This is a genomic window from Streptomyces sp. NPDC048142, assembly GCF_043202835.1.
In the GTDB taxonomy this organism is placed as follows: Bacteria; Actinomycetota; Actinomycetes; order Streptomycetales; family Streptomycetaceae; genus Streptomyces.
Window position 1 is genome coordinate 75,101 of the sequence record NZ_JBIDBC010000018.1, and the last position, 25,705, is coordinate 100,805.

The window sequence follows — 25,705 nt, forward strand, 5'->3', positions numbered from 1 at the left end:
CGATTACCGTACGTCGCCCCGTTCGGCTGGGTGGCATGCATTTCAAGGCTCTTCATCAACATGACCTTGAATTGATGATGAATTCAGGGGGAGTTGGTCGATGCATCCAAGGGCGAGACGTTGGAGTCTCGCGCTCCGGATGTGGATATCGCAGCGCATAGCGTCCTTCTCATGACTCAGCTGGACGCGCGGCCACAGGCCGGAGACACGGTACGGGGCGGCACCCCGGCCGACGGCGGTGACGGCCGTGGTGGCGTACGGGGCAAGGGGCTCGGCGGGAACTCCGTCGGCCTCATGGGCAGTGCCGTCATCGGCGTCTCCACCGTCGCCCCCGTCTACTGCCTGACCTCCACCCTCGGCTCCACCGCCGGAGAGGTCGGCGTGCAGATGCCCGCCGTCTTCCTGGCCGGGTTCCTGCCGATGCTGCTGGTGGCCTTCGCCTACCGCGAGCTGAACCGGGCGATGCCGGACTGTGGCACCTCCTTCACCTGGACGGTGAAGGCGTTCGGCCCGCGCGTCGGCTGGATGTGCGGCTGGGGCCTGGTCATCGCGACGATCATCGTCCTGTCCAACCTGGCGGGCGTCGCCACCTCGTTCTTCTGGCTGCTGGCGGGTGAGGTCACGGGCAGCCCCTCGGTCGCCGCCCTGGACGACAACAAGCTGATACACATCGGCACCTGCCTCGTCCTCGTCGCCGTCGCCACCGCCATCAGCTACCGGGGGATGACCGCCACCAAGGGCATCCAGTACACCCTGGTCGGGCTGCAACTCGCCGTGCTCGCGCTGTTCGTGGCGATGGCCCTGAGCAAGTCGGGCAGCGGCGGCGCGGACTTCGCCACCTCGCTCGACTTCTCCTGGTCCTGGCTGAACCCGTTCGCCGTCCAGTCCTTCGCGGCCTTCACGGCCGGTCTCTCCCTCTCCATCTTCATGTTCTGGGGCTGGGACGCCTGCCTGACCGCCAACGAGGAGACCACCGGCAGCGAGAAGACCCCCGGCCGCGCCGCGCTCGTCGCCATGATCGTCCTGGTCGGCGCCTACCTGGCCACCGCTGTCGCCGCCCAGATGGCCGTCGGCTCCGGCACCACCGGGCTCGGCCTCGCCAACCCGGAGACCGGCGAGAACGTCTTCGCCGCCCTCGCCGGACCGGTCATGGGCTCCGGGCTCGGCGTGCTGCTCTTCGTCGCCGTCCTCGCCTCGGCCGCCGCCAGCCTCCAGACCACGTTCATCCCGGTGGCCCGCACGGTCCTCGCGATGTCGACGTACGAGGCGATGCCCGCCTCGTACGCGAAGGTCCACCCCCGCTTCAGGACGCCCGGTCGGGCGACGGTCGTGGCGGGCATCGGGACCGGCGTCTTCTACACCGTGATGACGCTGGTCAGCGAGCATGTGCTGATCGACACCATCTACGCGCTCGGCCTCATGATCTGCTTCTACTACGCGCTGACCGCCTTCGCCTGCGCCTGGTACTTCCGTGCCGAACTGACCCGCTCCGGCCGCGACCTGGTCTTCAAGGGCCTCTTCCCGGTCGTCGGCGGCATCCTGCTCGCCGCCGTCTTCGCCAAGACCCTCTACGACATGTGGGACCCGGCGTACGGATCCGGCTCCTCGGTCCTCGGCGTCGGCTCGGTCTTCGTCATCGGGGTGGGGCTGCTGCTTCTGGGCGTGGTGCTGATGGCCGCGATGGAGCGCCGCAGCCCGGCGTTCTTCCGGGGCGAGGTCCTGACGAAGGAGACCCCGGCCCTCGTGGTCGAGGACTGAGGTCTCCGGTACGGCGGTCCTTCACCGGCTACGGGCGCCAGTAACCCAGCGCGTTCACCCGGTCCTTGGGCAGGCCCAGCTCCTTGCGGAGGTACGCCGACAGGGTCCGGGTGGTCGACGTGTCGCAGGCGACCCAGACGTACGCGTCCGAATGGTCCGCGCCCAGCAGCTCCGGCAGGGCCGCCTTCACCTCGGAGACCAGATGAGCGCCCGCCTCGCGGCGCTCCACGTGGTGCAGGGTGTGGTGGGCCTCGTCGAGCCGGAACGGCAGTTTCCGGTCGTCCTCGTGGGACGTCTCGAACCAGATGGTCGCCGGGGTCTCCGGGATCGCCTCCAGCAGGGAGTTGATCGCCGGGAGCGCGGCCGCGTCACCGATCAGGAAGAGCCGTGAGGGTGCCGGGTCGGGCAGGGTGAAACCGGTGCCCTGAAGCGTCGCGTCGATCGTGTCGCCGGCCTTCGCCTCCCGCGCCCAGGTGCACGCGGCCCCTTCGTGCAGGGCGAATTCCAGACTGAAGGTGCCGGCCTCCGGGTCCGGGTCGACCAGGGTGTAGCCGCGCTGATGCGGCTTGCCGTTGTTCTCGAACCACAGCCGCACCCACATCGTCGGGTGGGCCCCGCCGGTCGCGGCGAGCAGCCCGCCATCGGTCATGTGCACCCGACGGAAGCGGTCGGTCACCTGTTCCGCGCCGGTCACCGTGAACGTGAAGTCACGCCCCCGGAACAGTTTGAGAACGACGCCTTCCCAGCCATGCCCCACGGTATCTCCTGCCTCGCCCGGTGCCCCGGCCCACTGCCCAAAGGATCGATTTGGTTAGGCTAACCTAAATTTCAAGGACAGGGGAGTGGCCGAAAAGCACCGGAAGTGGGGATGGGCCAGCGATGACCGCCGATGTCGACCGTGAGACTCGGGACGAGAGGCCTGACGAGGGGCATGCAGGAGGCGCGGACGGTAGTCCGGCACCGGCGCAGGAGCAGGCACCGGACCCGGATCCGGCATCGGACCCGGCATCGGACCCGGCACCGGACCCGGTACAAGGCCCCGCGTCGGGTGACGGCTTCGAGCTGTTCCGGGACGGCTGGGGGATTCCCCACCTGCGGGCCGCCGACGCCCTCACGCTGGCGCGCGCCCAGGGTCACACCACCGCCCTCGACCGGGCCTGGCAACTGGAGACCGAGCGGCACCGGGTGCTCGGCACCTCCGCGTCCCACCTCGGTGCGGAAGCCGTCGACTGGGACCGGTTCGTCCGGCGGGCCCGGATCGCCGACACCGCCCGCCGCTGCTTCGACCGCCTCGCGCCGGAGACCGCCGACTGGGTGCGCGCGTACGTCGAAGGCGTCAACGAGGGCCTCCCCGAAGGGGCCGCCCACGCGCCGGAGTTCGCCTCGGTGGGCCTCGCCCCCGGCCGCTGGGAGCCCTGGACCCCGCTCGGCGTCTGGCTCACCACGCACATCCTGTTCGCGGGGTTCCCGACCAAACTCTGGCGCGAAGAGGTCGCCCGCCGGCTCGGCGAGGACCGGATGACCCTCTTCGCGACCGACGGCCCCGGCACCTCGGGCAGCAACGGCTGGCTGCTCACCGGCGTCCGTACGGCCGGCGGCGCCCCGCTCCTCGCGGGCGACCCGCACCGCTTCATCGAGGATCCCGGCGTCTACCAGCAGATCCGGCTGGCCTGCCCCGAGTACGACGTCGTCGGCCTCGCGGTCCCCGGCGTCCCCGGCATCGCCCACTTCGGGCACACCGGCGGCGTCGCCTGGGCGATCACCAACGCCATGGCCGACTACCAGGACCTGTACCGGGAACAGGTGCGCCGCACCCCGGACGGCGGGGTGGAGGCGCTCGGCCCGGACGGCTGGTACCGGGCCCATGCCCACACCGAGACGATCGAGGTGGCGGGCGCGGCCCCGGAGACGGTCGAGGTGATCGAGACCGACCGGGGGCCGGTGATCATCGGTGGGGCGGCCGGAGCGGAGGAGGGCGCCGAGGCCGCCTCCGACGCCCCCGTCATCAGCCTGCGCCACCCGGCCCGCGTCACCGGCGAGCTCGGGTTCGAGGCGCTGCCCGCGCTGCTCCGGGCCCGTACGGTCGCCGACCTCGACACCGTCCTCGACCGCTGGGTCGAGCCCGTCAACGTGGTCCTGGCCGCCGACACCGCCGGGGGCACGCTGCACCGGGTCGCCGGACACGTCCCGGTGCGCCCGTACGTCAACCGGCTGCGGGTCGTCCCGGCCGAGGACCCCGCGTACGCCTGGCGCGAGGACGAGGCGGCCCCCCTGCCCCGTACCGAGGTGGACGGCCCCGGCGGGATCGCCGTGATGGCCAACGAGCGTGGCCTCGCCGCTCCGCTCGGCGTGGAGTTCGCACCCCCGCACCGGGCCCACCGGATACGGGAGCTGCTCGGCGCCCGCACGGACTGGTCGCCCGACGCCATGGCCGGCGTCCACACCGACACCCGCCTCGCCTCGTCCCGCCCGCTGCTGTCCCTGCTGGCCCGGTCCCCCGGCCTGGGGCCCGCCGCGGGACGCCTCCGGGACCGGCTGCTGCGCTGGGACCGCCACATGGACGCGGACAGCACCGACGCGACCCTCTACGCCCGCCTCCGCGCCGACGTCGTCCACCGGCTGGCCGGCCACCCCGCGCTGAAGGGCGTCACAGGGGCGGACGACCCGTGGCGCTCGGCCGCCTACCCGGCACTCTTCCGCCCCTGGCTCGCCGCCGTCCCCCGCATCGGCTACGCCCTGGAGAGCCTGCTCACCGTCGGACTCCTGCCGTACGAGGACCGGTTGGCGCTGGTCGCGGCCTCGGCCGAAGCCGTCGCCGCAGGGGCCGATGAGACCCCGCCGGGCCCGTGGGGCGAGCTGCACCGGCTGTCCCCCTGGCAGGCCCTGCCGGACCTCGCGCCGGACGAGGACGCGATCCGGCCGGGGCTCGCGGGCGACCACGACTGCGTGCTGTCCACCTCCAGCGTCCCCGGGGTCACCGACCTGTTCGCCCGGGGCCCGGCCGCCCGGTACGTCTGGGACCTGGCCCGCCGCGAGGACAGCCGGTGGGTGGTCCCGTTCGGCGCGTCCGGAGTCCCCGGATCCGCCCACCACCGCGACCAGACGCCCCTGTGGGCCCAGGGGGCGCTGGCCCAGGTCGTCACCGACTGGAATCTGCTGCACCGCACGACCCGCCACCCGGAGGAGAACCCCGCCATGCCCACCGCCGAACCCGCCGTATCCGCCACCGCGCCTGCCGCGCCGGCCGCCGAGCCCAACCTGTCCGCCGCCGAGCCGGCCGCCGAATCCGCGCCGGCCCTCCGCGCCGCCGTCCACGAGCAGAAGATCGAGGGCTTCGGGACGGTGCGGCTGGTGCCCGTCGACCCCGCGGCCGACCTGGACCTGCTGCACGGCTGGGTCACCGAGGAGCGGGCCCGCTTCTGGGGCATGAGCGGCCACACCCGTGAACAGGTCCTGGAGATCTACGAGTTCGTCGACTCGCTCCCCACCCACCACGCCTACCTCGCCCTGCGCGACGGCGTCCCGGCCGCGCTCTTCCAGACGTACGAGCCGGACGCCGACCCGGTCGGCGAGTGCTACGACGTACAGCCCGGCGACTTCGGCATCCACCTGCTGATCGCGCCCGCCGACGGGGCGGTGAAGGGGTACACGGACGCCCTCCTCACCGCGTTCGTCGGCCATGTCTTCAGCGACCCGGCCCACCTGCGGGTCGTCGTCGAGCCCGACGCCCGCAACGAGAAGGCCCTCGCCCGGATGGTCCGGGTCGGCTTCGAGCTGGGCCCGGAGATCGTGAAGCCGGAGAAGACGGCCCGGCTCGCGTTCCTGACGAGGGCGGCCGCGCTCGCACTCGTGTGACGGCGCACCGCCCGGGAGGCGGGCGGACGGCCCTGCGGGGGAGGGGCCGCCCCGCCGGGTGCGCAGGCGTCACGGCTGCGGGCCCGGCCCGTCCGGGTGCAGTGCGCCGCCCGGCCGGAACAGCCGCTTGGCCACCGCGTGGCCGCCCTCCGCCGCCATCCGGAACCACGGCTCCGCCTCCGCCAGCCCCTCGCGCTGCTCGACCAGGCGGCCCAGCTCCCACATCGACTCCACGTCGCCGGCCTTCACCGCCTGCCGCAGCAGCCGCTCGGCCGTGTCGGGGCGCCCCTGGGCCCGCGCGGTCAGAGCGAGCGCCCGCAGCCCCCGCACGGCCCGCGCGTCCCCGGCGGCGGCCGCCGCCGCGAGCCGCCGGGGATCGGCGGGGCGGCGGGAACGGTTCCGGAACAGCAGAAGGATCCCGAGCACCCACATGATCCAGCTCAGGCTGATCAGCGTGCCGTTGCCGGTGATGACCCCGGTCAGACTCAGTGCGCCGCCCGCGGGCAGCAGGAAGTGCCCCAGCCCCAGCCCCGAGCCCAGCCCCGAGCCCGGTCCTGATCCCGGTCCCATCGCGGTTCCTCTCCGTCCGGATTCCGTTACGCGTGCATCGTCCCTGGTGTCGCTCCGTGACCGTGTCACCGGAGCGCGGGTCGCACGGGAGAGTACCGGCCTGTGGCGACGGTCTCGGATTTCGTTGTCGCGCGGCATACCTTCGAACCCACCGGCTACGAGGGCGGGTTCGGCTCCGTACAGGCGGGCGAGGCGGAGGTCCCGCGGACGCTGGACGCGTACGCCGCGTACCTCTGACGCCTTCCGGTCAGTAGGCGGGTGTCTTGATCAAGGCGTCCCGGCCGTCCGTGATCTCGGGGCGGTAGACCTGTTCGTCCCAGAGCTCGGGGGCGACGGGGTGCAGAGCGATGGAGACGACGCCTTCGTCGCAGCCGAAGGCTTCCTGGACCGCCGCCGTCAGCGCCTCGGCCAGCCGGGCCCGCTGGTCGGGTGCGAGGGACTTCGGGAAGTGCTTGATGGACAGGTGCGGCATATCAGTTCCTTGTCTGTCGGGTGGTCTCGCGCAGGACGGCCTTGGCGAGTTCGTCGACGCCCGGGTCCCGGAGCACCTCGTAGTGGTCCGCTTCCAGGCGGACCACCACGGGGGCGGTGGACACCTGGGCGGGAGCGCGTTCGATGAAGGAGGGGGCGTCGCCACGGGCCGTGAAGACCGTCACGGGCGCTCGCAGGGGGCGTCGGCCGGGACCGGTGACGTCGTCCGGGAGGCCGTGGGTGAGGCACACCACCGCGATCACCCGGCGGATCAGTCCCGGGTCGAGCTGTGGAAACCGGCGGATCACGAACTCCGTGAAACTCCGCGCGTCGTGGGTGGCCCGCAGGCAGGCGTCCAGGAGCGGGCCGCCGGTGGTGCCGGCGAAGACGGAGAGGAGGAGGGTGACGAAGTCCGGGCGGGTGAAGTCGGCGGCCCGGGGCCGGGTGTTCCCGCCGGGGAGGCGCGGCGACCCCGGCGCCAGCAGGAACAGCTGTTCCACCCGGGCGCCCGACCGCTCCAGCTGCCGGGCCGCCTCGAAGGCGACACGGGCGCCGAAGGAGTAACCCCACAGCGTGTAGGGGCCGTTGGGCTGGACCCGGCGCAGTTCCTCGATGTCGGCGCGGGCCATCTCCTCGATGCCGGGGTACGGCGTCTCGCCGCTGTTGATCCCGTGGGACTGGACGCCGTGGAACGGGCGGTCCCCGGCGGTCCGGTCCGCCAGCAGGCGAAGGTTCATCGGGTAGCCGCCCAGCCCCGGCCAGCAGAAGACCGGCGGTGCGGAGCCTTCGCTGCTCAGCGGGATCAGCCGGGACGAGACGGTGACGCCGGTGGCGTCGAGGCGTTCGGCCAGCTGTTCCACCGTCGGGGCTTCGAAGATCACCTGGAGCGGGAGGGAGCGGCCGAACGCGCGGTTGATCCGGTGCACCAGGGTGACCGCGATGAGGGAGTTGCCCCCGCAGGCGAAGAAGTCGTCCCGGACGGAGACGACATCGCGTTTCATCGCCGCCTTCCACAGGTCGCAGATCCTTGATTCGGTCTTCGTGCGCGGGGGGACGACCCGGCGGCTGCCCGTGCTCGCGGTCCGGTCGACGTGCGCTTCCAGGGCCTTGTGGTCGATCTTTCCGTTGGCGGTGTGCGGCAGCCGGTCCATGACCAGGATCCTGTTGGGCAGCATGAACTCGGGCAGGAGGCCCGCCAGGTCCTCCTTGACCAGCTCCGCCGGACCCTTCATATGGACGGTGTCCTCGTTCATGCCCTCGTGGGCGAGCTGTTCGTCGCTCACCGCGCCGCCCACGAAGAAGTACGAGGGTCCGGCCGGCCGTCCGGCGGTGCGGAGGATGTCGGTCATCCGCCGGGCCGCCGGGAGGTCGTTGCCGGTACGTGAGCTGTAACCGGACGACATGAAGCCGAGGTTGCCCGTGTTCAGCATCAGGTGCTGGAGCCTTCGGCCCAGGTCCAGGTAGCTGCGGTGCTCCTGGCCGGTCCGGCTGATGACCGTGATGCCGAACCCGGCCCGCTCGTACACCGCCTGGTTGATGGCGATGACATGGCGTTTGAGGACCAGTTCGTCACTGACCCGCTCCAGCCGTCCGTCCACGTACAGGTACTGACCGGCGGGGAGGTCGGCCCCGCCGCCCGGGTGGAACTGGACGTAGATGTCGGCCGCGTCCTCACGGGGCCCGGGTTCCGCGTTCCGGGGGGCCAGGGCGAAGCTGCCCAGGTAGTAGTCGTCGGGCGCGCACTTCAGCTGTTCCCGCAGGCCGGGATCGTGGGCCGCGGGGACGGCGGCGAGGCCGTGGGCGGGCAGGAGTTCGTCGAACAGGCCGACCATGTGGCCGGCTTCGATCTCCAGGACCTCGCGGATGTTGTTCCGGTAGACGGGCTCGATCGCCCGTCTGCGGCCGATGAAGTGCAGGCGGATGCCGGGCGGTGCCCCGGCCTCGGCCGCCCGGACCGGATACAGCTCGTGGTGGACGGGGTGGTAGTAGTAGGACCCCGGGGGAAGGCCGTCGATTCCCACGGCCTCCAGGTGGAGCTGTGCCGCGTAGAGCGATCCGGGTGATGCGTAGGCGTACTTCGGCAGCAGCCGCTCGTGGCTGTGGAACTGGCCGAAGTCGCGGAGCAGCCGGCCGAGTTCGTCGAGTGTGATCTCTTCGGGGGCGCGCGGTGCGGCGCCTTCCACGCGGCGTCCCAGGGCCGCCAGCAGGTCCTTCGAGCCGACGCGTCCGCCGTCGTAGAAGCGGTACGTCTTCCGGGCGAAGGCGCGGCGGCGCTGCTGCGGTGTGGCCGTGGCGCCGGGGAGGGCGATGGCCGCCCCGGCCGCCTCCGTGAGGTCCCGGACCCCGGGGCTCGACAGCTGGGCCCTGACCTGGACCTTGGACTCCTTGGACAGGTGATGCGCGTCGTGGTTGCCCTGGTCCATCAACGCCGCTTCGCGGGGGCTGAGTTCGATGCAGGCGACGAGGTTCTGGAATCCGGTGTGCGGGTCGTCGCGGACCAGGACCGCCGCGTTCTTCACCCAGTCGTGGGCCTCGATGGCCAGGCGTATCTCGTCCAGCTCGATGCGGAAGCCGCGCAGCTTGACCTGGTTGTCCGCCCGTCCCGCGAACTGCAGGGTGCCGTCCGGGTTCCCGTACGCCAGGTCGCCCGTGCGGTAGAGCCGGTCGTGGGGGGCGGGGTCCCCGAAGGGGCTGGTCACGAAGCGGTCCGCCGTGAGCTCCGGGCGGTGCAGGTAACCGCGGGCCAGCTGGATGCCGCTGATGTACAGCTCGCCCGTCTCACCGGGCTTCACGGGCCGGCGGTGGGCGTCCAGGACGTGGTGTCGCAGCCCGGCCACGGGGGTGCCGATGGGAACGGACAGCGGGCCGTCACCGAGGGCCGCCGGATCGACGGTGTGGGCCGAGGTGTTGATGGTGCACTCGGTCGGTCCGTAGATATTGACGACGGTACAGTCCGGCAGGATTTCCGTGCACTGCCGTGCGAGACTGCGGGAAAGGGCTTCGCCGCCGCTGAACACATGCGTCAGCGATCCGCACCGGTGCAGTTCGTCGGTGTCGACGAGTGCTTGCAGCAATGTGGGGACGCACTGGACCGTGGTGATCTGTTCGCGGATCACGGTCTGGACGAGCAGATGCGGATCGCGGTGGATTCCCGGTGCTCCGAAGATGACCGTGCTGCCGCAGGAAGGGGCCAGGATCTCCCACTGTGCCGCGTCGAAACTCATCGGGGTCTTCTGGAGCACGACGCTCGTGGAGTCGAGGTGGTAGGTGTGCTGGAGCCATTTCATCTGGTGCGCGATGCTGCGGTGCTCGATCATCACGCCCTTGGGTTTTCCGGTGGATCCCGAGGTGTAGATGATGTAGGCGAGGTTCTGCGGATCAGGATTCTCAAGAGGAGCGTTCTGTGTTGCGCCGGAGTTGGCCTTACGGTATTCCGCCGCATCCTCCGGTGTCGTGATCACCACATGAGGGGGAGCTATATCCTCAAGGCGGCTCCGCAGTGATTCCTGACAGAAGACGACCCTGACTCCGGCGTCCTCCAGCATGTACCGGAGGCGTTCATCCGGATAATCGGGCGACAGCGGAAGATAGGCGGATCCGGCGAAGAGCACACCCCAGATGCCTATCGCGAGATCGAGTGACGGATCGACCAGGACACCCACACGGTCGTCCGTCTCCGTCCCGAGATGCCTGAGATGGTGGGCCAGATCAACGCTGTCGGCGACCATTTCGCGGTAAGTCAGGCTGTCGTCCCCGTGCCGGACGGCGATGTCGTCCGGCCGCTTCCTCGCCTGTTCGATCAGCAGGTCCGTCAGGCATCTCTCCACGATAATCGGGCCTTCCATCGTGTTTCCCCCCATGGCCATGCGTCTGCCCGCTGCCGTAATGCTGGAGAGTATGCGATCAGGAATCTGCATTTGGCAACAGGGGTAGCTGTTTGATGGATCGGGCACCTGGTCCTGTGCTTGCGACCGCCCCGGCATTCGATCGCCGGCCCTCGATATCTGCGCCGGTATGCACCGTTTTGTCGCTGTATCTCGACCCCTGAATTATGTGCAGTGCGGTGACCCGAGCCATGAAAGTCATGGCGGAGCGGCGGGCTGTCCGGGCAAAATCGAGGGGAGCGGAATATCCGGGGAGAGGGTCCAAAAATGCTGGAAAGACATCCGGCGTCAGAAGCGACGATCGAAGACCTTCGGGCACAGCTCGACGCGATCGACGAGCGCCTCCTTCAGGAACTACGTGCCCGTATTGAACTGTGCGTGGAGATCGGCCACTTCAAGCGAGAGCACCATGTCCCGATGATGCAGCCGCATCGCATCGGCATCGTCCAGGAGCGCGCAGCCCGGTTCGGCGATCAGCACGGGATCAGTCAGGAATTCCTCCGGCGGCTGTACGAGCTGATCATCGAGGAGACCTGTCGTGTCGAGGATCTCGTCATGGGGGACCCCGCATGAGAACCCTGCTGATCGACAACTACGACTCCTTCACCTACAACCTCTACCAGCTTCTCGGCGAGGTGAACGGCCGCCCGCCGGTGGTCGTCCGCAACGGGGCCGACTGGTCGGACCTCCGCTTCGAGGAATTCGACGCGGTCGTCATCTCGCCCGGCCCCGGCCGGCCCGACCGGGAACGTGACTTCGGGATCAGCGCCCGAGCCATCCTGGACAGCGGGCTGCCGGTGCTCGGCGTCTGCCTCGGCCACCAGGGCATCACCCACCTCTTCGGGGGCCGGGTCGGGCTCGCCCCCGAGCCGGTCCACGGCAGGGTCTCCCAGGCGTTCCACACGGGTGAGGGCATCTTCGCGGGCCTGCCCTCCCCGTACGAGGTGGTGCGCTACCACTCGCTGGCCGCCACCGAGGTCCCCGACGAACTGGAAGTCACCGCCCGCACGGAGGAGGGCGTCGTCATGGGGGTGCGGCACCGCTCCCGCCCCATCTGGGGCGTGCAGTTCCACCCCGAGTCCATCAGCAGCCAGTACGGCCGCGAACTGCTCGCCAACTTCCGGGACCTGGCCCTCGCCCACGGCCGGACCCGGGAGCGGAGGACCGCCTACACCGTGCACGTACGCAAGGTCTCCGTACGGCCCGACACGGAGGCCGCCTACCGGGAGCTGTTCGCCGCCGCCGACCACAGCTTCTGGCTGGACAGCTCGAACGTCATCGAGGGCCTGTCCCGGTTCTCCTTCCTCGGCGACGGATCCGGCCCGCTGGCCGAGTACCTCACCTACCGGACCAGCGACGGCGTCGTCACGGTCACCGCCCCCGGCCGGGCCGGCCGGAGCGAGGAGATCGTCGAGCAGAGCTTCTTCGACTACCTCGACGCACAGCTGAGGGCGCGTGAGGTGCCGGTCCCCGAAGGCCTGCCCTTCGAGTTCAACCTCGGCTATGTCGGCTACCTCGGTTACGAGATGAAGGCCGAGACCGGCTGCGGTGCCGTGCACAAGTCCGAGACCCCCGACGCCGCCTTCCTGTTCGCGGACCGGATGCTGGTCGTCGACCACGTCGAGGGCGACAGCTACCTCCTCGCGCTCTCCCTGGGCGACGACACCGAGGCCCAGCGGTGGATGACGGAGACCGAGGCCCGGCTGCTGCGCCTGCCGCCGGCCGAGGAGCCCGAGCCGCTGCCGTTCGCCGGCGTGGGCATGACCGATCCCGCCGCCGAGGGAACCGTCGTGCCGCGCCACGGCAAGGACGCCTACCTGGAGCGGATCGCCGAGAGCCTGGAGGAGATCCGGCAGGGCGAGACGTACGAGGTGTGCCTGACCAACTCGGTCACGCTCAAGGCCCGGATCGACCCGCTGCGCACCTACTCCCGGCTGCGCCGCATCAGCCCCGTCCCCTACGCGGCGCTGCTCGACTACCCGGGGGTGGCGGTCCTCAGCGCCTCGCCCGAGCGGTTCCTCACCGTGGGCACGGACGGGGTCGCCGAATCCAAGCCGATCAAAGGCACCCGGCCGCGGGGCGCGACGCCCGCCGAGGACGAGGCGCTGCGCCAGGACCTCCTCGGCCACGAGAAGGACCGCGCCGAGAACCTGATGATCGTGGACCTGATCCGCAACGACCTCAACACGGTCTGCGAGGTCGGCTCGGTGCATGTGCCGCGGCTCTTCCACGTCGAGACCTACGCGCCCGTGCACCAGTTGGTGTCCACGATCCGCGGCACCCTGCGGCCCGAGGAGTCGGCGGTCTCCTGCGTCCGCGCGGCGTTCCCCGGCGGGTCCATGACCGGTGCCCCCAAGCTGCGTACGACGGAGATCATCGACCGGCTCGAAGAGGGGCCGCGCGGGGTCTACTCCGGGTCGATCGGCTGGTTCTCGCTCAGCGGCGCGACGGACCTGAACATCGTCATCCGCACCCTGGTCGCCACCGAGGACCAGCTCAGCTTCGGCGTCGGCGGCGCGATCATCGCCCTGTCGGACCCCGAGGAGGAGTTCGAGGAGACGGTCGTGAAGTCCCGGGCGGTGGTGACGGCGGTCCTCGCGACGGCGCTGACCTCCGCGACGCCCCCGGACGGGCGGGGAGGCGACCGGTGATCCGGCGTGCTGTCGTCGTCGGCGGGGCGGGCGCGGTCGGCGCCCTGTTCACCGAACGGCTCCTGGAGAGCGGGGTGGCGGTCACCGTCGTGGACCGTGCCGCCGCCACCCCGTCCGACGAGCGGGTCCGCCGGATCCACGGGGATGTGACGGACATCGGCCCGGGGCTCGCCGCCGAGCTGGAGCGGGCCGACGCCGTCGTGCTCGCCCTGCCGGACGCGGTGGCCCTGGCGGCGGTCCCCGGGCTGGCCGGCGCGTTGCGCCCCGGCACCCTGCTCGTGGACACCCTGTCGGTCAAACAGCCCATCGCCGAAGCCGTCCGCACCCACGCGCCGGGGGTCCAGGCCGTGAGCGTGAACCCCATGTTCGCGCCCTCCCTCGGCTTCCCGGGGCGGCCCGTGGCGGCCGTCACGGTCAACGACGGCCCGCGCGTGGCGGAGTTCCTGCTCCTCGTCGAGGACTGGGGCTCCTCGGTCGTACGGGTCGGCGCGGCCGAGCACGACCGGCTGGTCGGCGCCGCACAGGTGCTGCCCCACGCCGCCGTCCTCGGCTTCGGGCTGGCCCTCGCGGGACTCGGCGTCCCCGCCGCCGGGCTGCGCGAGATCGCCCCGCCGCCGATGAACACCCTGCTGGCCGTGCTCGCCCGGATCGCCTCCGGAACCCCGGAGGTCTACTGGGACGTGCAGGCCGCCAATCCCGAGGCGCCGGCGGCGCGCAAGGCGCTCGCCGAAGGCCTCCACCGGCTCGCCGCGGTGGTCGAGGCGGACTCCGAGGCCGGGTTCGCCGAGGTCCTCACCGAACTGCGCGACTACCTGGGCGACGACCTCGCCCACCACCGGGACACCTGCGCCCGGCTCTTCACCCATATCTGAGCCGGCCCAGCCCCGGCTTCATCACCCATGCGTGCTTTGGAAGGTGTACACGTGACCAGTTTTGCCCCCAGCGTCCTGACCCCGCAGCAGCGGACGGATCTCGCCGCCGACGCCACCGTGGGCGGCGGCAACCTGCTGCGCTCCGCGACAGCCGTCAACCCGCGGCCCGACGAGCGGTTCATCCACTCCTCCCGCCCCATCGCGACGGCCACCGGTGAGCTCTGCCAGGACTTCAGCCTGCGGGAGTTCGACGCCCTCGCCCAGGCGTGGTCGGCCTGGTACCTGGCGCAGGGAGTGCAGACCCGCGACCGGGTGGCGGTCTGGTTCGAGGACTCGATCGCCTACTCCCTGCACTTCCACGCGCTCGCCCAGATCGGCGCCGTCGCGGTGCTGATCAACTCCAACGCCCCGCGGGCGATCGCCACGTCGCTGATCGAGCAGACCACCCCGGTCGGCCTCTACGCCGACCGGGCACGGCTGGACGTCCTGGGCGACACCGGTGAACTGCCGCTGCGCTGGGTGCAGTCGCTGGAGGAGCTGCCCGCCCCGCCCGCCGCCACGCTGGAGGAGTCCTCGTACTGGAACCACCACGACGAGGACCCGGTCGTCATCCTGCACTCCTCCGGCACCACCGGCCGCCCGAAGCCGACGCTGCACACCCACCAGTCGATCGTGGCCGGACCGAAGTTCCGCCTGGTCGACCACACGGAGCAGCCCGGCGCCCTGATGATGACCGCCCTGCCGCAGTCCCACCTGGGCTGCGTCGCGTACACCGTGTACGCCGTCCTCGGCGGCACCCCGATCGTCGCCCTGAGCGACAGCAGCGGCACCGCACTGGCCGCCGCCGTCGAGAAGTACCGGCCCACCGCGGTGATGTCCTTCGCGCACGGTTACGCCGAGCTCGCCAACCTCGACCTGCCCGTCGGCTCGCTCGACTCGGTCCAGGTGTGGACCTCCATCGGCGACGCCGTCCACCAGTCGCACATCACCAAGGTCCTCGCGCTGCGCAGCCCGGAGCTGAAGCCCTCCGCGTTCTTCGACCGGCTGGGCACCACCGAGCTGGGCTGGGGCGTGCTGCTCAAGGTCCGCACGCTGGAGACCGAGCGCAACGACCGCTGCGCGGGCAAGCCCGTCGGCGTGGCCGAGGTCGCCATCCTGCGCAAGGACGGCAGCCTCGCCGACGACAACGAGGTCGGCTTCCTCGCCGCGAAGGGCCCGGCCATCACCCCCGGGTACTGGGCGGACTCCGACACCACCTACCGCTACAAGCTGGCCGGCTACTGGCTGCCGGGCGACATGGCCTACCGGGACTCCGCGGGCGACCACTACCTGGTCGACCGGGCCGCCGACGCCATCGTGACCGAAGCGGGCACCGGCTACACGGTGTTCATGGAGGAGGTCATCCTCAACGAGGTGCCCGAGGTCGGCGACGTCGCCGTGATCGCCGGCCGCCGCGGCGAGAAGGTCCTGCCGGTCGCCGTGGTCACCGTCGCACAGGGCTCGGGCGAACCCGCGAAGCTGCTGCTGCGGGCCAACGAGGCGCTGCACGCGGCCGGTCACCCGAAGCTCGCCGTCCTGGAGATCGCCCGTACCGAGGCGGACTTCCCGGTCGGCGTCACCGGCAAGGTCCTCAAGCGCGAACTGCGCGAGAAGTACGCGGACCTCGCCTCCTACGTCCAGCAGGCCGACAGCGCGTACCTGGAGGCCACGGCGGAGGCCGGCGCGTGAGCACCGGCACCACCGCTCCCGCCCGGGTCGACTTCTACTTCGACCCGGCCTGCCCGTTCGCCTGGATCACCTCGCGGTGGATCCTGGAAGTCCAGCAGCACCGCGAACTGGACCTGCGCTTCCGGCTGATGAGCCTGTACGTGCTCAACGAGAACCGTGAGCTGCCGGAGTGGTACCGCACGCTGGTGGACAACTCGCTCGCGTTGAACCGCATCTGCACCGCAGCCGCGGAGCAGCACGGCGAGAAGGTCCTGGGCGGCCTCTACACCGCCCTCGGGACCAGGATCCACCCCGGGGGGAACAAGGACTACCGGGCCGTCGCCGCCGAGGCGCTCGACGAGGTGGGCCTGCCGGCCGAACTGCTGGGCGCGGCCGACTCGGAGCAGTACGACGAGGAGCTGCGACGCAGCCACCACGAGGGCATGGACCCGGTCGGCGAGGACGTGGGCACGCCCACGATCCACATCGACGGGGTGGCCTTCTTCGGGCCCGTACTCAACTCGATCCCCCGGGGTGAGGAGGCCGCGCGCATCTTCGACGGTGCGCGGGCCCTCGCGAGCTATCCGGACTTCTTCGAGCTGAAGAGAACCCGGACAGGGAAGCTCAACTTCGGCTGAGCCCCCGCGACCCGGTGGCCGCCTTCCGACTGCTCGCACGGTCGGAGAGCGGCCACCGGGCCTCACCGCACGGCTGGACGGCCGGATCAGCGAACCGACGAGGAAACCAAGGACGACATGAACACAACGCCTTCAGCCGCGGTGACGGCCTCCTCCCCGGAACGACCGGACGCGTTCCTGCTCACCGGCTCGTTCCTCGTGGTGTGCCGCGCGCCCCGGTACCTGTCGGAGCTGTCCCGCCGAGGCCTGAAAATCCTGCTGATCACGCCGTCCGCCTGGCGCGAGGAAGCCCTTCGGGCGATGAAGGACCCGGCCCATCCCGCCTTCGCCATCGACGACATCGCCTTCGTCGACGGCGATGTCGCCCGGGAGAACTCCTACCTGCCCGGTGCCGTCTCGGCGGGCCGTCACTGGCGTGCGGCGTACACCATCGTCGGGGCCTACGCGGTGGGCGAGACCCAGGTCGAGCCGACCGGGCTGCTGGCCGACGCGCTCGGCCTGCCGAGCCCGGGGCTGCGCGCCACCCGTGCCTGCCGGAGCAAGTACCTCCAGCGCTGGTACCTGCCGGAGTTCAGCCCTTCCTGGCTGGTCGTCGCGGGCGGGGACAGCGACGGCGTCGACGCGCGGACCGTGCCGTACCCGGCCGTCGTCAAGCCCGCGGGCCGCCACTCCAGCTCGGGCGTGGTGACCGTCGGGGGCCCCGACGAGCTGCGGTCCGCGCTCGCCGCCTACCCGCCGTACGAGACCGTGCTGATCGAGGAGAAGATCGTCGGCCAGGAGTACTCGGTGGAGAGCCTGGTCCAGGACGGCTCCGTCGTCTTCGCCTCCGCCACCCGCAAGGACACCACGGACTCCCACGCGCACACCTTCGTCGAGCTGGCCCACACCGTGCCCAGCGACCGCCCCGAGGCCGACGCGGTGCTCCTGGACGCGAACGCGCGGATGCTGGAGCTCCTGGGGTTCCGGGACGGCATCGCGCACGCCGAGTGGCGCATCGACTCCGCCGGGCGCGCCCACCTCATGGAGGTCGCCGCCCGTACGCCGGGGGACGGACTGTGCGTCCTGTACGAACTGGTCACCGGCGCCCCGCTGGAACCCGAGATCCTCAAGACCGCCCTCGGCGAGCCCGCCGCCTATCCGGCCCCGCGCCGGGTGGCCCGTCAGGTGTATCCGGAGCACGTCCCCGGTGTCCTGAAGGACGTCGTGCTGGACGGCTTCGCCGTCGAGCCCGCCTGGGTCGGCGACGGCGGACTGTGGCCGCGTATCGAGCCGGGCGCGCACGACGACCCGCCCACGCTGCGGGCCGTGTTCGTCCACAAGGACCGCGGCGCCCGGCTCGGCCCGCTGCGCAGCTCCGAGGACCGGGCGGTCTCGTTCTTCATCGACGCGCCGACCGCCGAGGAGCTCGACGCGCTGGAGGAGCGGGTGCGCGGGGCGCTGACCATCGAGACCGTCCCCACGGCGCCGGACACCGTCACCCATGTCCTGGTCGGCTACAGCCCGGTGATGCTCGCCAAGCTCGACGGGCGGCTGCCCGCGGACTCGGTGCTGGTCCTGGAGGAGCCGGCGGTCATCGCGGCCCGGGACCTCGCGGACCTCGCCGACCGGCATGCCTGCGTCGGCGCGCTGCTGGCCGCGCCCAGCCAGGACGAGTCGCGCCCCGACCGGATCGTCGCCCACGTGCCCCGGCCGCCACGGGTGAAGGCCGTCGTCCCCGTCGTGGAGTACGCGGTGGTGGCCGCCGCCGCGCTGGCCGAGGCGTGGGGGCTGCCCGGAGCCGGTCCCAAGGCCGCCGGGGTCCTGCGGGACAAGGGCCTGCTGCGGGCCGCCCTGACCGGCGCCCCGATCGCCCAGCCCGCCTGGCAGGTCGCCCGGAGCGCCTCGGACGTCGCCGCGTTCCGGGCCGCCCAGGGCGGGCGGTGTGTGCTGAAGCCGGCCAACCGGCAGGCCGGTCTGGGCGTCCAGCTGCTCGGCCCGGACGACGACGTGAACGCCGCCTGGTCGCACAGCGTCACCGCCGACGAGCCGACGCTGCGCGCCCCCAAGGAGCCGGGCACCGACCGCTTCCTGGTGGAGCGGCTGCTGTCCGGACCGGAGGTGAGCGTCGAGGCCGTGGTGCACGAGGGCGTCGTCGGCTTCACCAACATCACCGCCAAGACCGTCCAGGATTCCCGCTACCCCGTCGAGACGGGCCACACCGTGCCCGCCGACCTGCCCGAGGAGACCGCCAACGCGCTGCGCGGGGCGCTCGTCACGCTGGCCGGCGCCGTGGACTTCCGCTCCGGGGTGCTGCACTCGGAATGGATAGTGCAGGACGGCCGGCCGCATCTGGTCGAGTGCGCCGGCCGGCTCCCGGGCGGCGGCATCACCGTGCTGATCGACCTCGTCCACGGCACCGACATCCTGGACGACCTGCTGTACGTCCTGGAGGGCAGGGGCCAGGTGGAGGCGGTGCCCGCACGGCAGGGCGCGGCCGTACGGTTCCTCACCGCGGCCCCCGGACAGGTCCGGGAGATCACCGGCGTGGCGGAGGCCCGAGCCGCCGACGGGGTGCACGCCGTCCACCTCGCGGTCGCCCCCGGTGCGACCGTCCTGCCCACCGTCAGCTCCTGGGAGCGGGCCGGGTTCGTCATCGCCACCGGTGCGGACGGCGCGGCGGCCGGACGGAACGCGGAGCGGGCCGCCGCGCTGATCGCCGTCACCACGGAACCGGGGACGGGGGAGTCCCGGTGATGCGGGTGACCTGGCGGGACTATGTGCCCGCGACGCCGGAGGGCCGCTCCTTCACCGTCATCTCCATGATCAACGCGATCGGGAGCGGGCTGTTCCTCGCCGCCTCCGCGGTGTTCTTCGTCCGCTCGGTGGGCCTGACGCCCGTCGAGGTGGGCACCGGACTGGCCATCGCCGGCATCGTCGGCTTCCTGACGACGGTGCCGATCGGTACGGCGGCCGACCGGTTCGGCGCCCGGCGCACCCTGATCGTTCTCCAGCTCTGGCGGGCCGGCGGATTCGCCGCGCTGTGCCTGGTGCACGGTCCGGTCGGCTTCACGGTCGTCTCGTGCTGCCTGGCCGCGGCGGAGGCCGCGACCCAGCCGATGACGCAGGCCGTGGCCTCCGCGACGGTGGCCGGCAGCGACCGCACGCGCACCATGGCGATCATCCGTACGGTGCGCAACGTCGGCTTCTCCGTGGGCGCGCTGCTCGCGGCGCCGCTGCTGGCGGCCGACAGCATCTGGGCCTACCGGAGCATCGTCCTCACCACGGCCGTCGTCTTCGTCGCCTCCGCGCTGATGCTCACCCGGCTGCGCGTCGGCGGTGCCGACGCGGTCCAGCGCAAGGTCGGTCCGCTGGCGGCGCTCAAGGACTTCCGGGACTGGCGGTATCTGCTGCTGACCGGGCTGAACGGCGTGCTCAACCTGCATGTGACGATCCTGGCGGTGGGCATCCCGCTCTGGGCCATCGGCTCGACCTCGATGCCGGCGGGACTGCTGCCCGCCCTGATCCTGATCAACACCCTGATGTCGATCGCGCTCCAGGTCCCCATCGCGCGGGCGGCCGAGACCGTGGGCGGCGCGGCCCGCGCGCTGCGTCTGGGCGGCCTCGCGATGGTCCTGTGCTGCGTCGCGCTCGCGGCCGCCGAGGGGCCGGCCTCCGCGTGGGCGGCGGCCGGGGTCCTGGTCGTGGCCTGCCTGCTGCTGACGTTCGGCGAGATGTGGCAGGCCACGGGCGGCTGGGAGCTCTCCTACGCCTACGCCCCCGAGGACCGCAAGGGCGTCTACCTCTCGGTCTTCAGCCTGGGCGGCACCGGCCAGCGCATCGTCGGCCCCGCGCTCGTCACCTCCGTGGTGATCGCGGCGGGCCCGGCGGGCTGGCTGGGCCTCGCGGTCGTGTTCGGCCTGGCCGCCGTTCTGGTCACTCCCGTGACCCGCGCGCTGCGGGCCACCCCCCTGGTGGAAGAAGGACTCAGCTCATGAACGACCCCAGGGAGCTGCTGCTCGTCGGCATCGGCACGATGGGCCGCCCCTACCTCGAAGCGGCGGCCGGGCTCGGACTGCGGGTGAGCGCCGTGGAGTCGGCCGCCGCCTGGGAGAGCCGGCCGACCGGTCTCGCCGAGCGCTTCCACCGCGTCGAGGGCGGCCAGGACGAATCCTGGGCCAGGGGTGTGTCCGAGGCCGTCGCCGAGCGGCGGCCGGACGGTCTGGTGGCCTTCGCCGAGCCCCATGTGATCTCGGCGGCGCTCGCCCAGGACCGCCTGGGTCTGCGCGGCCCCTCCCTCCACGCGGCGGTGATCTCCCGCAACAAGGCGTTGCAGCGGGCGACGTTCGGCGCGTACGGAGTGCCGCAGCCGGAGTATCTCCAGGTCCCCTCCGTCGACCGGGCCCGCGCGTGGATGCGTGAACGGCTGCCCGTCGTCGTGAAGCCGCTGACGCTGGCCGGCAGCGAGGGCGTCGAGCTGGTCCGTACCGAGGCGGCGGTCGAGGATGTCATCGCGCGCCGCTCCGGCGCGGGCGCGGTGCTCGTCGAAGAGGCCGTCGAGGGACCGGAGTACAGCTGGGAGGCGCTGGTCCGGGACGGCGAGGTGCTCTTCGAGAACGTCACCGCGAAGGAGACCACCGCCCCGCCGTACTTCGTGGAGCTGTGCCACCGCGTCGGCCATGTCTTCGAGCCGGAGCTCGCGGACCGGGTCGCCTCCCTCACCAGGTCCGTGCTCGACGCGATCGGGATGCGCACGGGCCTGGTCCACCTGGAGTTCAAGGTGGGTGCGCGCGGCCCGGTGCTGATCGAGATCGCGGTGCGCACGCCCGGCGACTACCTGCCGGACGCGATCGGTCTGGCGTACGGCTTCGACCTGTACGAGGCCGTACTCCGGCTGTCCCTGGGGATGCCCCTGGACGGAGTGCTGAACAGCCGCCCGGCGTCCTGGTCCGCCACCGTCTTCCCGACGGCCCCGCCCGGCACGATCACGGAGATCACCGGGGTCCCGGAGGTGCTCGGACACCCGGACGTCGTACGGGTCCGGCTGCGCAAGGGGGTCGGCGACACCGTGCTGCCGCTGACCTCCTCGTCCCAGCGGATGGGCCACGTCCTGATCAACGCCTCCTCGCCGGAAGAGCGCGAGAAGGCCCTGTCGCATGTGCGTGACGCCCTGCTGATCCATGTCGCGCAGAACTGATTTCGGAGGAAAACGTGGCGAACTCATCGGCCGTCGGCGTCGCCCGGTCGGCGGCGGACCTCATCGGTGACACCCCGCTCCTGAAGCTGCGCCTCGACGGACTGCCCGCCGACACCGACGTACTGGCGAAGCTGGAGGCGGCCAACCCGCTCTCCAGCATCAAGGACCGGGTCGCGCTGTTCATGATGCGGGCCGCCGAGGAATCCGGTGCGCTGCGGCCCGGCGCGACCGTCATCGAGTCGACGTCGGGCAACACGGGGATCGCGCTCGCCTCGCTGGCCGCCGCACGCGGCTACCCGTGCCGGATCGTGCTGCCCGACAACGCCTCCACCGAGCGTGTCCTGACCCTGCGGATGCTGGGCGCCGAGGTCGAGTTCACCGACCACGCCCTCGGCTTCGCCGGGTGTGTGGAGCGTGCGGCGCAGCTGCACGCGGGGACACCGGGGTCCTGGTACGCACGGCAGCACGAGAACCCCGACAACGTGCGGGCCCACTACGAGTCCACCGGACCCGAGATCTGGCGGGACACCGGCGGCCGTGTCGACCACCTGGTGTGCACCGTGGGCACCGGCGGCACCCTCACCGGCATCGCCCGCTTCCTGCGCGAGCGCAATCCGGACCTCAAGGTCGTCGCCGTCGAGCCGGAGGGCTCGGCGCTGCTGTCGGGAGGCCCGCCGGGCCCGCACCGCATCCCCGGCCTCAACGGCGGCTTCATCAGCCCGGTCACCGACACCAGCCTCATCGACGAGGTCATCATGGTCTCCGACAAGGACGCCGCTGCCGCCACCCGTGCCATCGCCGCCACCAGCGGTCTCCTCGTCGGCGTCTCCTCGGGCGCGGCGGCGTACGGCTGCGCCGAACTGGCCCGCCGCCACGACCTGTCGGGCGCCACCGTCGTGACGGTCTTCCCCGACACCGGTGAGCGGTACCTCAGTTGGTGGCCGACCGAGGCCGAGCCGGCCGGATGAGCAGCGCGCGAGGACTGCGCCGCCGGGCGCGCGAGACGCTGGACGTCGTCGTCGCCCGTGATCCCTCGATCCGCTCCCGGAGCGAGGCGCTGCTGCATCCCACCCCGATGGCGCTCGTCGGGCACCGTACGGGCAACTACCTCTACCGGCACCGCCATTACCGTTCCGCGCGGCTGGTCTGCCTGGTGACCAGGGTGCTCACCGGCGGTATCGAGATCCACCCGGGCGCGCAGATCGGACGCCGCTTCTTCATCGATCACGGCTGTGGCGTGGTGATCGGGGAGACGGCCGTCATCGGCGACGACGTATCACTGTTCCACCAGGTCACGCTCGGCTCCACCGGCTGGTGGCAGGACCGCGAGCGGGACCCGGCGGGCACCGGCAGGCGTCATCCCCGGCTCGGCAACGGCGTGACGGTGGGCGCCGGGGCCACGCTGCTGGGGCCGATCACCATCGGCGACGACGCCCTGATCGGCGCGCTGTCGCTGGTTCTGGACGACGTGCCCAAAGGCGCACGCGTACGGGTCTCGGGAGCCCGGACCGCCACCGCCACCCACCCCCCTGCACCCCTTCCCGAGAATGGAACGGACCGATGAACCCCGAACGGACCCTGTTGCTCGTCGGCGCCACCGACGAGACCGTCACCAAGGCCAAGGCGCTCGGCCTGCACGTCCTGCTGCTCCAGCACCCCACCAAGATCACCCCGGAGCAGGAGCGGCTGGCCGATCTCGTGCGGATCGTGGACTACACGCGCTGGGACCTGGTGGAGCCCGTCGCCCGCGAACTGCACGAGGCGCCCGGCTTCGCCGCCGCGCTCTCCCTCACCGAGCCGGGCCTCGAAGGGGCCGCTTCGGTCAACGACCTGTTCGGCCTCGGCGGCACCGGACACGAAGTCGCCCTGAGATTCCGCGACAAGGGAGTGATGCGCCGTCACTTCGCCGCCCTGGAACCCGATGCGGTCCGCTCGGCGCCGCTGCGCGACCACGAGGACCTGGCCCTGTTCGGCGGCCGCCACGGCTACCCGTTCATCGTCAAGCCGACCGACGCCACCGCGAGCATCGGGGTGCGCCGGGTCGAGGGTCCCGCGGACATCGACCGGGTGTGGGACGAGGTGCGCAAGCTCTCCGGCACCCGGACCGACCGGGTCACGACGCTCTTCGTCCTGAAGGACTTCCTCATGGAGGAGTACCTGGACGGACCCGAGTACAGCGTGGAGTCCTTCAGTTTCGCGGGCCGCCATGTCGTCGTGGCGATCACCGAGAAGTTCACCGACCCCGCCCACTGCGCCGAACTGGGCCACGCGGTGCCCGCCCGGCTGCGTGAGGACACGCAGGAGACGGTACGGGAGAGCGTGAGCCGCTTCCTCGACCTGATCGGCTACCGGGACGGCGTCTCCCACACCGAGATACGGATCGGCGAGAAGGGCCCCCGGGTGATCGAGAGCCACAACCGGATCGCGGGCGACGCCATTCCGGACCTCGTCAGCAGCGCGTACGGCATCGACCTGACGACCCTCGCCCTCGGGTGGCCGTTCGGGCTGGCCGACGAACTGCCCGACCGGCCGGTGGCGCGGGCCGGGGCCAGTGTGCGGGTCCTGGTGGGGGAGCCCGGACGGGTGGAGTCGGTCGACGGCGTGGCGGAGGCGCTGCGCCAGGACGGGGTGATCGACGTACGGATCAGTGCCCGGCCCGGTGACACCGTCCGTCCCGTCCGGGACAACTGGGACCGGCTCGGCCTGGTGGCGGTGGCGGGCCCCGACACGGCCGCGGCCGTACGGCGGGGGGCGGAGGTCATCTCCGACACGATCAGGGTGCGGGTGCTGGGCGATGACGGCCGGCCGGGCCTGGCCGAGGTGGCGCGGGTGACGGAGCGGACGGTGGAGTCGGCATGAGCGTCCTCATTCTGCACCGCAACCCGTTCGGGCCGTTCCCCTACCGGGACTGGCTCGCCGGCCGCACCGGCGACGTGGTCGTCCTGGCGGCCCGCGACAAGATCGAGCTGTCCGGCGAGGACGTGCCGGAGGGCGACCTCGGCTACACCCACCTGGAGATATTCGACGACTTCGACGACGCGGCCGTCATGACCCGGGCGCTGGCACTGGCCGGGAAGTACGGCACCACCCACGTCGTCGCCCTGCACGAGGCGGATGTGGTGCGCGCCGCCGAACTCCGCGAACGCCTCGGCCTGGAGGGGGCCTGGACCGCGGACGTCCGGCCGTTCCGGGACAAGGCCCTGATGAAGGAGCGCGCGCTGCGGGCCGGCCTGGAGGTCGCCCCGCACATCGTGGCGCGCACCGCGGGGGACGTCCATGACTTCGCCGGCCGGCACGGGTTCCCGCTGGTGTTCAAGGAGCGGGCCGGGTTCAACTCCGTAGGACTGCGCATTCTCGGGGACGAGGACGAACTCGCGGGCTGCGTCCGGGAGGAGTTCTCGGGGCCGCCGCGCGAGGACGTGCTGCTGGAGGCGTTCGTCCCGGGCCGGATGTGCCACATCGACGGGCTGGTGGTCGGCGGCCGGGTCGTGGCGGCCTGGCCCTCGCAGTACCAGTACGACCTGTCCTCGTTCGCGGCCGATCCCGGACCGCGCGTCGACGTGACGCTCGACACCGACGACCCGCTCACCCCCCGGCTGCTGGCGCTGACGGACACGGTCCTGGCGGCGTTGAAGCCGCAGGACTCCCGGCTGCGCGACCACGCGTTCCACGCGGAGGTCTTCCACACCCCGGACGGGCGGCTCGTCCTGTGCGAGATCGCCTGCCGGTCCGGCGGCGCGAAGATCCGGGAGGTGTTCCTGACGCTGTTCGGCATCCACCTCGCCGAGTACGTGACCCGCGCGGAAGCGGGCCTGCCGCTTCCCGGGTACGAGGACGGCGCGGGCGACGGGCCGCCGCTGCGGCCGCGGTGCATGTCCGGCCAGGTGCTCACGATGAAGCGGCCCGGCCTCGTGCGCTCGCTGCCCGCGGTGCCCGAGGACTCCTGGGTGGAGGGCTTCTGGCTCTTCGCCGAGCCGGGACAGGTGATCGCCCCCGCCTCGGGGTCGGCGGACTTCCTGACCGCGGCGGTGGTCTCGGCGCCCACCCGGGTCGAGTGCGAGCGCAGACTGCGTGAACTCGGCGCCCGCGTGCAGGCCGGGACGGACATCGTGGGTGCCCCGTGAGG

At 71.8% G+C, this 25,705-nt stretch carries 19 protein-coding genes; 15 read left to right on the plus strand and 4 right to left on the minus strand.

The window, feature by feature from the left end; genetic code table 11:
• Positions 1-171: 171 nt before the first annotated feature.
• Positions 172-1,758 (plus strand): APC family permease, encoded by a 1,587-nt coding sequence (locus tag ACGF2Y_RS22490; RefSeq protein ID WP_392950235.1) that lies wholly within the window; start codon positions 172-174, stop codon positions 1,756-1,758.
• A gap of 28 nt (positions 1,759-1,786) precedes the next feature.
• On the opposite strand, the gene ACGF2Y_RS22495 is transcribed toward ACGF2Y_RS22490, so the two are convergent.
• On the minus strand, positions 1,787-2,515 hold the full coding sequence (locus ACGF2Y_RS22495; RefSeq protein WP_392950238.1) for a siderophore-interacting protein: 729 nt from the start codon (positions 2,513-2,515) through the stop codon (positions 1,787-1,789).
• Between the two features lie 122 nt (positions 2,516-2,637).
• On the opposite strand from ACGF2Y_RS22495, the gene ACGF2Y_RS22500 reads away from it, so the two are divergent.
• The gene (locus ACGF2Y_RS22500; protein WP_392950241.1) at positions 2,638-5,613 is read left to right on the plus strand and encodes a GNAT family N-acetyltransferase; all 2,976 of its coding nucleotides are present in this window, start codon (positions 2,638-2,640) and stop codon (positions 5,611-5,613) included.
• Positions 5,614-5,682: 69 nt separating this feature from the next.
• Here ACGF2Y_RS22500 and ACGF2Y_RS22505 read toward each other — a convergent pair whose 3' ends face one another.
• The gene (locus ACGF2Y_RS22505; RefSeq protein WP_392950242.1) at positions 5,683-6,183 is read right to left on the minus strand and encodes a tetratricopeptide repeat protein; all 501 of its coding nucleotides are present in this window, start codon (positions 6,181-6,183) and stop codon (positions 5,683-5,685) included.
• 102 nt (positions 6,184-6,285) lie between these two features.
• On the opposite strand from ACGF2Y_RS22505, the gene ACGF2Y_RS22510 reads away from it, so the two are divergent.
• The gene (locus tag ACGF2Y_RS22510) at positions 6,286-6,420 is read left to right on the plus strand and encodes a hypothetical protein (protein ID WP_392950245.1); all 135 of its coding nucleotides are present in this window, start codon (positions 6,286-6,288) and stop codon (positions 6,418-6,420) included.
• Between the two features lie 10 nt (positions 6,421-6,430).
• Here ACGF2Y_RS22510 and ACGF2Y_RS22515 read toward each other — a convergent pair whose 3' ends face one another.
• The gene (locus ACGF2Y_RS22515; RefSeq protein ID WP_392950248.1) at positions 6,431-6,655 is read right to left on the minus strand and encodes a tautomerase family protein; all 225 of its coding nucleotides are present in this window, start codon (positions 6,653-6,655) and stop codon (positions 6,431-6,433) included.
• Position 6,656: 1 nt separating this feature from the next.
• Entirely contained in the window at positions 6,657-10,499 is a 3,843-nt protein-coding gene (locus ACGF2Y_RS22520) for an amino acid adenylation domain-containing protein (protein WP_392950251.1), read from the minus strand.
• Between the two features lie 306 nt (positions 10,500-10,805).
• Between ACGF2Y_RS22520 and ACGF2Y_RS22525 the strand changes: the two genes are divergently transcribed.
• From ACGF2Y_RS22525 to ACGF2Y_RS22580, 12 genes are all read left to right on the plus strand, one after another.
• Entirely contained in the window at positions 10,806-11,111 is a 306-nt protein-coding gene (locus ACGF2Y_RS22525; protein ID WP_392950254.1) for a chorismate mutase family protein, read from the plus strand.
• Positions 11,108-13,189 (plus strand): aminodeoxychorismate synthase component I, encoded by a 2,082-nt coding sequence (gene pabB, locus ACGF2Y_RS22530; RefSeq protein ID WP_392950257.1) that lies wholly within the window; start codon positions 11,108-11,110, stop codon positions 13,187-13,189. The genes ACGF2Y_RS22525 and pabB overlap by 4 nt, the downstream gene beginning before the upstream one ends.
• Complete coding sequence (locus ACGF2Y_RS22535) at positions 13,186-14,061, plus strand: prephenate dehydrogenase/arogenate dehydrogenase family protein (RefSeq protein ID WP_392950259.1); 876 nt, start codon at positions 13,186-13,188, stop codon at positions 14,059-14,061. The genes pabB and ACGF2Y_RS22535 overlap by 4 nt, the downstream gene beginning before the upstream one ends.
• Before the next feature lie 51 nt (positions 14,062-14,112).
• Positions 14,113-15,789 carry an AMP-binding protein gene (locus ACGF2Y_RS22540; RefSeq protein ID WP_392950261.1) on the plus strand — a complete coding sequence of 559 codons (1,677 nt, stop codon included), beginning with the start codon at positions 14,113-14,115 and terminating at the stop codon, positions 15,787-15,789.
• Positions 15,786-16,406: a DsbA family protein gene (locus ACGF2Y_RS22545; RefSeq protein WP_392950265.1), complete on the plus strand. Its 621-nt coding sequence runs from the start codon at positions 15,786-15,788 to the stop codon at positions 16,404-16,406. The genes ACGF2Y_RS22540 and ACGF2Y_RS22545 overlap by 4 nt, the downstream gene beginning before the upstream one ends.
• Positions 16,407-16,523: 117 nt before the next feature.
• Positions 16,524-19,139 carry an ATP-grasp domain-containing protein gene (locus ACGF2Y_RS22550; RefSeq protein ID WP_392950268.1) on the plus strand — a complete coding sequence of 872 codons (2,616 nt, stop codon included), beginning with the start codon at positions 16,524-16,526 and terminating at the stop codon, positions 19,137-19,139.
• The gene (locus ACGF2Y_RS22555; RefSeq protein WP_392950271.1) at positions 19,139-20,380 is read left to right on the plus strand and encodes an MFS transporter; all 1,242 of its coding nucleotides are present in this window, start codon (positions 19,139-19,141) and stop codon (positions 20,378-20,380) included. The genes ACGF2Y_RS22550 and ACGF2Y_RS22555 overlap by 1 nt, the downstream gene beginning before the upstream one ends.
• Entirely contained in the window at positions 20,377-21,579 is a 1,203-nt protein-coding gene (locus ACGF2Y_RS22560) for an ATP-grasp domain-containing protein (RefSeq protein WP_392950274.1), read from the plus strand. The genes ACGF2Y_RS22555 and ACGF2Y_RS22560 overlap by 4 nt, the downstream gene beginning before the upstream one ends.
• A gap of 14 nt (positions 21,580-21,593) precedes the next feature.
• The gene (locus ACGF2Y_RS22565) at positions 21,594-22,547 is read left to right on the plus strand and encodes a PLP-dependent cysteine synthase family protein (protein ID WP_392950276.1); all 954 of its coding nucleotides are present in this window, start codon (positions 21,594-21,596) and stop codon (positions 22,545-22,547) included.
• Positions 22,544-23,143, plus strand: coding sequence for a serine O-acetyltransferase EpsC (gene epsC, locus ACGF2Y_RS22570; protein ID WP_392950279.1), 600 nt, complete (start codon positions 22,544-22,546; stop codon positions 23,141-23,143). Before ACGF2Y_RS22565 ends, epsC begins: the two co-directional genes overlap by 4 nt.
• A complete protein-coding gene (locus ACGF2Y_RS22575; protein WP_392950281.1) occupies positions 23,140-24,438 on the plus strand; it encodes an ATP-grasp domain-containing protein in 1,299 nt (432 codons plus the stop codon). The genes epsC and ACGF2Y_RS22575 overlap by 4 nt, the downstream gene beginning before the upstream one ends.
• A complete protein-coding gene (locus ACGF2Y_RS22580) occupies positions 24,435-25,703 on the plus strand; it encodes an acetyl-CoA carboxylase biotin carboxylase subunit family protein (RefSeq protein WP_392950283.1) in 1,269 nt (422 codons plus the stop codon). Before ACGF2Y_RS22575 ends, ACGF2Y_RS22580 begins: the two co-directional genes overlap by 4 nt.
• The last annotated feature ends 2 nt before the right edge of the window (positions 25,704-25,705 follow it).

Bases quoted from the DNA above. Each gene is read 5' to 3' on its own strand.
- epsC (WP_392950279.1), top strand. From the start codon at position 22,544: ATGAGCAGCGCGCGAGGACTGCGCCGCCGGGCGCGCGAGACGCTGGAC.
- ACGF2Y_RS22575 (WP_392950281.1), top strand. From the start codon at position 23,140: ATGAACCCCGAACGGACCCTGTTGCTCGTCGGCGCCACCGACGAGACC.
- ACGF2Y_RS22580 (WP_392950283.1), top strand. From the start codon at position 24,435: ATGAGCGTCCTCATTCTGCACCGCAACCCGTTCGGGCCGTTCCCCTAC.
- ACGF2Y_RS22500 (WP_392950241.1), top strand. From the start codon at position 2,638: ATGACCGCCGATGTCGACCGTGAGACTCGGGACGAGAGGCCTGACGAG.
- ACGF2Y_RS22490 (WP_392950235.1), top strand. From the start codon at position 172: ATGACTCAGCTGGACGCGCGGCCACAGGCCGGAGACACGGTACGGGGC.
- pabB (WP_392950257.1), top strand. From the start codon at position 11,108: ATGAGAACCCTGCTGATCGACAACTACGACTCCTTCACCTACAACCTC.
- ACGF2Y_RS22520 (WP_392950251.1), bottom strand. From the start codon at position 10,499: ATGGAAGGCCCGATTATCGTGGAGAGATGCCTGACGGACCTGCTGATC.
- ACGF2Y_RS22515 (WP_392950248.1), bottom strand. From the start codon at position 6,655: ATGCCGCACCTGTCCATCAAGCACTTCCCGAAGTCCCTCGCACCCGAC.
- ACGF2Y_RS22525 (WP_392950254.1), top strand. From the start codon at position 10,806: ATGCTGGAAAGACATCCGGCGTCAGAAGCGACGATCGAAGACCTTCGG.
- ACGF2Y_RS22505 (WP_392950242.1), bottom strand. From the start codon at position 6,183: ATGGGACCGGGATCAGGACCGGGCTCGGGGCTGGGCTCGGGGCTGGGG.
- ACGF2Y_RS22555 (WP_392950271.1), top strand. From the start codon at position 19,139: ATGCGGGTGACCTGGCGGGACTATGTGCCCGCGACGCCGGAGGGCCGC.
- ACGF2Y_RS22560 (WP_392950274.1), top strand. From the start codon at position 20,377: ATGAACGACCCCAGGGAGCTGCTGCTCGTCGGCATCGGCACGATGGGC.
- ACGF2Y_RS22550 (WP_392950268.1), top strand. From the start codon at position 16,524: ATGAACACAACGCCTTCAGCCGCGGTGACGGCCTCCTCCCCGGAACGA.